This is a genomic window from Hyphomonas sp., assembly GCF_040882205.1.
In the GTDB taxonomy this organism is placed as follows: domain Bacteria; phylum Pseudomonadota; class Alphaproteobacteria; order Caulobacterales; family Hyphomonadaceae; genus Hyphomonas.
Map to the genome: position 1 here is coordinate 1 of NZ_JBBEBT010000116.1, position 5,516 is coordinate 5,516.

Here is a 5,516-nt window from a genome sequence, read left to right on the forward strand (position 1 = left end):
CCCCGACGTCCGTCAAGCGTTGCCCCGGGGCAGGAAACGGGGGGGTGACGGGGGGGTGACGGGGCCGTCATTTTTCGCTAGCGCTAGGATATGGACCCGATGCCCCTGCCCGAAGTGACGACCCTCGCCGCGCCGTTTTTCGTGCTCGCGGTGGCGCTGGAATGGTGGGCGGTGAAGACTCGCCGGGCGAGCGGGCGATACCAGACGAAGGACGCGCTGGCCTCGATGTCGATGGGGATCGGCAACCTGGTCGTGAACACGCTGACGGCAGCGATCTTCGTATGGATGATGGCGCTGCTCTGGCCATACCGGATCGCGACCTTGCCGTTCACCTGGTGGACATTCGTGCTGGCCTTCGTTCTGTATGATTTCGTCTATTACTGGAAGCACCGGTTTGCCCACCGGATGCGCTGGTTCTGGATGGAGCATGTGACGCATCATTCGAGCGAGCATTACAACCTGACGACCGCCCTGAGGCAGCCCTGGTTCGGGCCGTTCACGGGGCTGATCCTGCTCGGCCTGCCGATGGTGTGGACCGGGTTTCATCCGTATGTGATTGCATTCGTGGGCGGGATCAACCTGCTCTATCAATTCTGGATTCATACCGAGGCGATCGCCAAGATGCCGCGCTGGTTCGAGGCGGTTATGAATACGCCCAGCCATCACCGGGTGCACCATGCAACGAACCCGCGATATCTTGATGCGAACTATGCGGGCGTGTTCATCATCTGGGACAAGATGTTCGCCAGCTTTGTGCCGGAGCTGGCGCGTGAGAAGCCGGTTTACGGGATCGTGAAGCCGGTGGGAACGTTCAATCCGTTCGTGATCGCGTTCCATGAGCTGGGCGGGTTCTTGCGGGACTGCGCGCGCGATGGGCTCAGGCCCTGGCGATGGGCGGGGCGAGCGGTAAATGCGCCGGGGTGGAGCCCGGATGGGGCGCATACCCGGTCGATCGAACTGAAGCGCGCCTATGTACAGATACATCCCGATCAGGCGGGACAGCCGGGCCTTCCGAAATGACGAAAACCACCGATCTCATCCACCGCTACTAAGCTGCCTTCAATGCGAAGGACCGGACCGCCATGGCGGCCTTCATGCTGGAGGACCTGAACCATTTCGTCAACGAGGGCGACAAGCGCAGCGGGCGCAAGGCATTCGCGGCGTTCATCGCGCACATGGGCGATTGCCATGACGGGCGGCTGAGGGGCGGCTGACGGACATCATGGTGCTGCCTTCGGCGGACGGCGCGCGGGCGGCGGGGGAGTTCATTGTCAACGGGACATACAAGAAGACTGACCCCGGATTGCCGGAAGCGCGCGGACAGACGTACCGCCTGCCGGCGGGGGCGTTCTTCGAGGTGAAGGACGCCACCCCTCAGCGCGTGACGATCTATTACAATCTCAGGCAATGGATCTTGCAGGTCTCGTGACGACGCGGGCGCTGACCGGGGAGGATCCGGAGAGCGCTCTGCCCGCGCTGGCAGCGCTCCGGATCGAGGTGTTCCGGGCGTTTGCGTATCTCTATGCGGGATCGGCCGAATACGAGCAGGGCTATCTGCGCGACTTTGCGAATGTGCCCGACAGCTTTCTCATCGCCGCCGAGACGGACGCGGGCGAGATTGCGGGCTGCGCGACGGGCTCGGCAATTACCGGGCATCATGCAGAGTTTTCCGGGCCGCTGGTGGCGGCGGGCTTTGCGCTAAGTTCGGCGTTTTACTTTGGGGAATTGGCGCTGTTGCCGGCCTATCGCGGGCAGGGTCCGGGCGATGCCGTCTTTGATGCCCGCCAAGCCCATGCGAAGACGCGGGGCTGCAAGCGGGTATGTTTCTGCGCGGTGGAGCGGGCGAACGATCATGCGGCGCGGCCAGCCGGGTATTCGCCGCCGGATGCGTTCTGGATGAAGCGCGGCTACCGGAAGCTGGACGGGCTGGTGACGGCGTTTGCCTGGCCGGCGGAATTCGGCGGGGCGAACGCGGTGCACCCTATGAGATACTGGATGCGGGAGTTTTGAGGCCTGGGCGCTGCCCTTCCCGCAGCGTCAGTCGTGGACAGGGCGGCGCGGGGCGCTAGAGATGGGGCTTACATTTCAATTCGCCCGGAAAGGCCCGTTTCGCCGATGAAACTGACTTCGCTTGGACTGGCCGCACTGACGGCTATGATGGCCGCCTGCACGGCCGGGACGCCGTTAGCCGCGTCTGCGCAGCTGCCTGCGTCCGATGCGGCGGGGATCGAGGCCCATATGGCCTACCTCGCCTCGGATGACCTGGAGGGCCGCGAGACGGGCACGCCGGGCTATGACCTGGCGGCGGACTATGTGGCGGGGGAGTTCGGGAAACTGGGGCTGGCGCCGGCGGGCGATGCAGGAAGCTATTTCCAGGAGATCACCTTCAAGCGCGCGGTGCGCGCCGCAGAGGGCCGGGCGTTCAGGGTGACGGACGCGGCGGGCAATGTGCTGCCCTTCACCGAGGGCCAGAACGCCGTGGTCTACACTGCCCTGAAGGCCCCTGAGGCAACCATTGAGGCCCCGGCGGTGTTCGTCGGGTTCGCCATCGTGGCGCCGGAACTTGGCCGGGATGATTTTGCGGGGCTGGACCTGACCGGCAAGGTCGCCGTGGTGCTGAGCGGGACGCCGAAGGGCATTCAGAGCGAAGAGCGCGCGTTCTACGGCAGCCGCAAAAGCAAGAATATTTCGGACCGCGGCGCAGTGGCGGTCGTCTCGGTGGAAACCCCGACTTCGAAAGGGGTCTATCCGTTCCAGCGCCTGCTGGCCGAAGGGCGTCTCGAGGGCGCGAGCATGGCGTGGATGCAGGCGGATGGAACGCCCTATTCCAATGCGCCCGACATTGCTGCATTCGCCGCCGTGTCGCTGGAAGGCGCCGCGCCGTTATTCACGGGCTCACCCGTGAGTTGGGAAGAGGTGATCGCGGCGGCGGAAGCTGAAAGCGGCGCCGTGCCAGGCTTTGACTTGCCGCTGACCATCTCAATCACGCAGCGCTCGGTGCATGACGAAGTGAAATCCGCCAACGTCATGGGCATGATCGAGGGCACCGATCCCGACTTGAAGGACGAAGTCATTATCATCAGCGCGCACCTTGATCATATCGGCATTTCGAAGACGATCGAGGAAGACACGATCAACAACGGCGCGCTCGACAATGCGAGCGGGGTGGCCACCATGCTGGACGCCGCGCGGATGCTGAAGGCCGGGCCGCCGATGAAGCGGACGGTGGTATTCATTGCGCTGACGGCCGAGGAGAAGGGCCTGCTCGGCGCGCAGTATTTCGCGATGAACCCGTCTTTGCCCGGCACGATTGTCGCGAACGTCAATCTCGACATGCCGATCCTGACCTATGACTTCACCGACATCATCGTGTACGGCGCGCTGCGCTCGAATATCGCGGCGACAGTGGAGACGGCGGCGGCTGGCATGGGGATCACGCTCAGCCCAGACCCGGCGCCCGAGCAGGGCATCTTTACCCGGTCGGACCATTTCCGCTTTGTCGAGGCGGGCATACCGTCCGTATACCTCAAGCCCGGGTTCGCGAATGGCGGCGACGCAGCTTTCGCGGAACACCAGGCTAGGAATTACCACCGGCCCTCGGACGACATGTCTAACAAACTGGACTTCGCCGCTGCTGCCCGCTTTGCCGAACTCAACGCACGCATTGCGCTGGCACTCGCCAATCAGGATGCCCCCCCTTTGTGGAAGAAGGACGACTTTTTTGCCCGCCAGTTCAACGGGCCGATGGAACCCTGACCCCACTTCAAAAAAATATCCCCGGAGAAAATCATGCACCCCTGTCATCACGCCAAATCGAGACCAGATGCGCCGGCCATCATCATGTCGGGGTCCGGTGAGGTCATCACGTTCAAGCAGCTGGACGACCGGTCGAACCAGATCGCGCATGCCTTGCGCGCCGCCGGTTGCGCTCCGGGCGACACTATCGCCATCTTCGCCGAGAACTCCCCGCGCTATTTCGAGATCTGCTGGGCCGCCCAGCGCGCCGGTCTTTATTATGTGGCAGTCTCCTCGCGTCTGACGACGCCGGAAGTGACCTACATCATCGAGGATTCGGGCGCGAAACTACTTATCGCCAGTGCCTCGAAGGGCAGTATCGCAAAGGAAGTAAAAGCCGCGACCGGCCTGAAGGATAATTGGTCCATCGACGGGGCGATCGACGGATTCGCCGCGATGGAGCGCCATGTCGCCGGCTTTCCCGCAACGCCGGTTGCCGACGAGATGGCCGGCACCGACATGCTCTATTCCTCCGGCACGACAGGGCGACCGAAAGGCATCCGCCCGCCGCTGGAGCGGGGCCTGCCGATCGACGCCGACAATGCGCTGATCCAGATTGCCAAAATGCTTTCGGGGGCGAGCGAAGGGTCGATCTACCTCTCGCCTGCCCCGCTCTATCACGCGGCGCCGCTGCGCTGGTGCATGACGTTCACGCGTATCGGCGCGACGCTTATCGTCATGGAGAAGTTCGATCCCGAGGATTACCTGCGCCTCGTGGAGAAATACAAGGTCACGCATTCGCAGCTCGTGCCAACGATGTTCGTCAAGATGCTTAAGCTGCCGGAAGACGTGCGCAAGAAGTATGACGTGTCGACCATCAGGTTTGCGATCCACGCGGCGGCGCCCTGCCCCGTGCCGGTGAAGGAACAGATGATCGCCTGGTGGGGGCCGGTGATCGACGAGTACTATGCCGGCTCAGAAGGCAATGGCATGACCTGGGTGAAGAGCCCGGACTGGCTGACCCACAAGGGCACGGTCGGCCGGCCGGTGATGGGCGTTCTGCATATCTGCAACGAAGACGGCGATGAAGTACCTGTGGGCGAAGAAGGCCAGGTGTACTTCGGAGGCACGACGCCGCCGAATTATCACAACGCGCCGGAGAAGAACAAAGCCGCGCTGAACCCGAAACATTCCGACTGGTCCTCCCTCGGGGATGTCGGCAAGGTGGACGCGGACGGGTTCCTGTACCTGACCGACCGCAAGGCGTTCATGATCATTTCCGGCGGGGTGAACATTTATCCGCAGGAATGCGAGAACATCCTGATCACCCACCCGAAGGTCGCCGACTGCGCCGTGATCGGCGTGCCGGACGAGGATTTCGGCGAGGCGGTGAAAGCGGTGGTGCAGCCGATGCCGGGGATTGCGCATTCCGAGGAACTGGCGGCGGAGCTGATGGCCTTCTGCCAGGTGAACCTGTCGAAGATCAAATGCCCGAAGAGCATCGACTTTGATCCGGAATTACCGCGCCACCCGACCGGCAAGCTTTACAAGCGGCTGATCCGCGACCGGTATTGGGGCAACAAGGACAGCCGGATCGTTTAGGCCTACCCGGCAGGCTCAAATTGCCCCTCACCCCGCCGGAAGACGCGGTCCAGGGCAGCGACATTGCAAATCGCTTCAAGTCTGGATCCCCTCATCCGCCGGGACGAGCGGCAGGTGGCGGGGGCGTGAAGTTTGCCGGAAGGCTTGTTGTGCCTCCAAAGACGTCGCATCTTCCCGCA

Annotated in this window: 4 protein-coding genes and 1 pseudogene; all 5 read left to right on the forward strand. The window is 63.2% G+C overall.

All coding sequences use genetic code 11. The features are described 5' to 3' along the window. The first annotated feature begins 90 nt into the window (after positions 1 to 90). On the forward strand, positions 91 to 1,020 hold the full coding sequence (locus WEA77_RS04575) for a sterol desaturase family protein (RefSeq protein WP_368066684.1): 930 nt from the start codon (positions 91 to 93) through the stop codon (positions 1,018 to 1,020). A gap of 62 nt (positions 1,021 to 1,082) precedes the next feature. Beyond that, positions 1,083 to 1,429, forward strand: a pseudogene (locus tag WEA77_RS04580) (nuclear transport factor 2 family protein). Further along, entirely contained in the window at positions 1,408 to 2,010 is a 603-nt protein-coding gene (locus tag WEA77_RS04585; protein ID WP_368066685.1) for a GNAT family N-acetyltransferase, read from the forward strand. The pseudogene WEA77_RS04580 and the gene WEA77_RS04585 overlap by 22 nt, the downstream one beginning before the upstream one ends. A 105-nt stretch (positions 2,011 to 2,115) precedes the next feature. Continuing rightward, entirely contained in the window at positions 2,116 to 3,756 is a 1,641-nt protein-coding gene (locus WEA77_RS04590) for a M28 family metallopeptidase (protein ID WP_368066686.1), read from the forward strand. A gap of 33 nt (positions 3,757 to 3,789) precedes the next feature. After that, the gene (locus tag WEA77_RS04595; protein ID WP_368066687.1) at positions 3,790 to 5,337 is read left to right on the forward strand and encodes an AMP-binding protein; all 1,548 of its coding nucleotides are present in this window, start codon (positions 3,790 to 3,792) and stop codon (positions 5,335 to 5,337) included. Positions 5,338 to 5,516 lie beyond the last annotated feature (179 nt).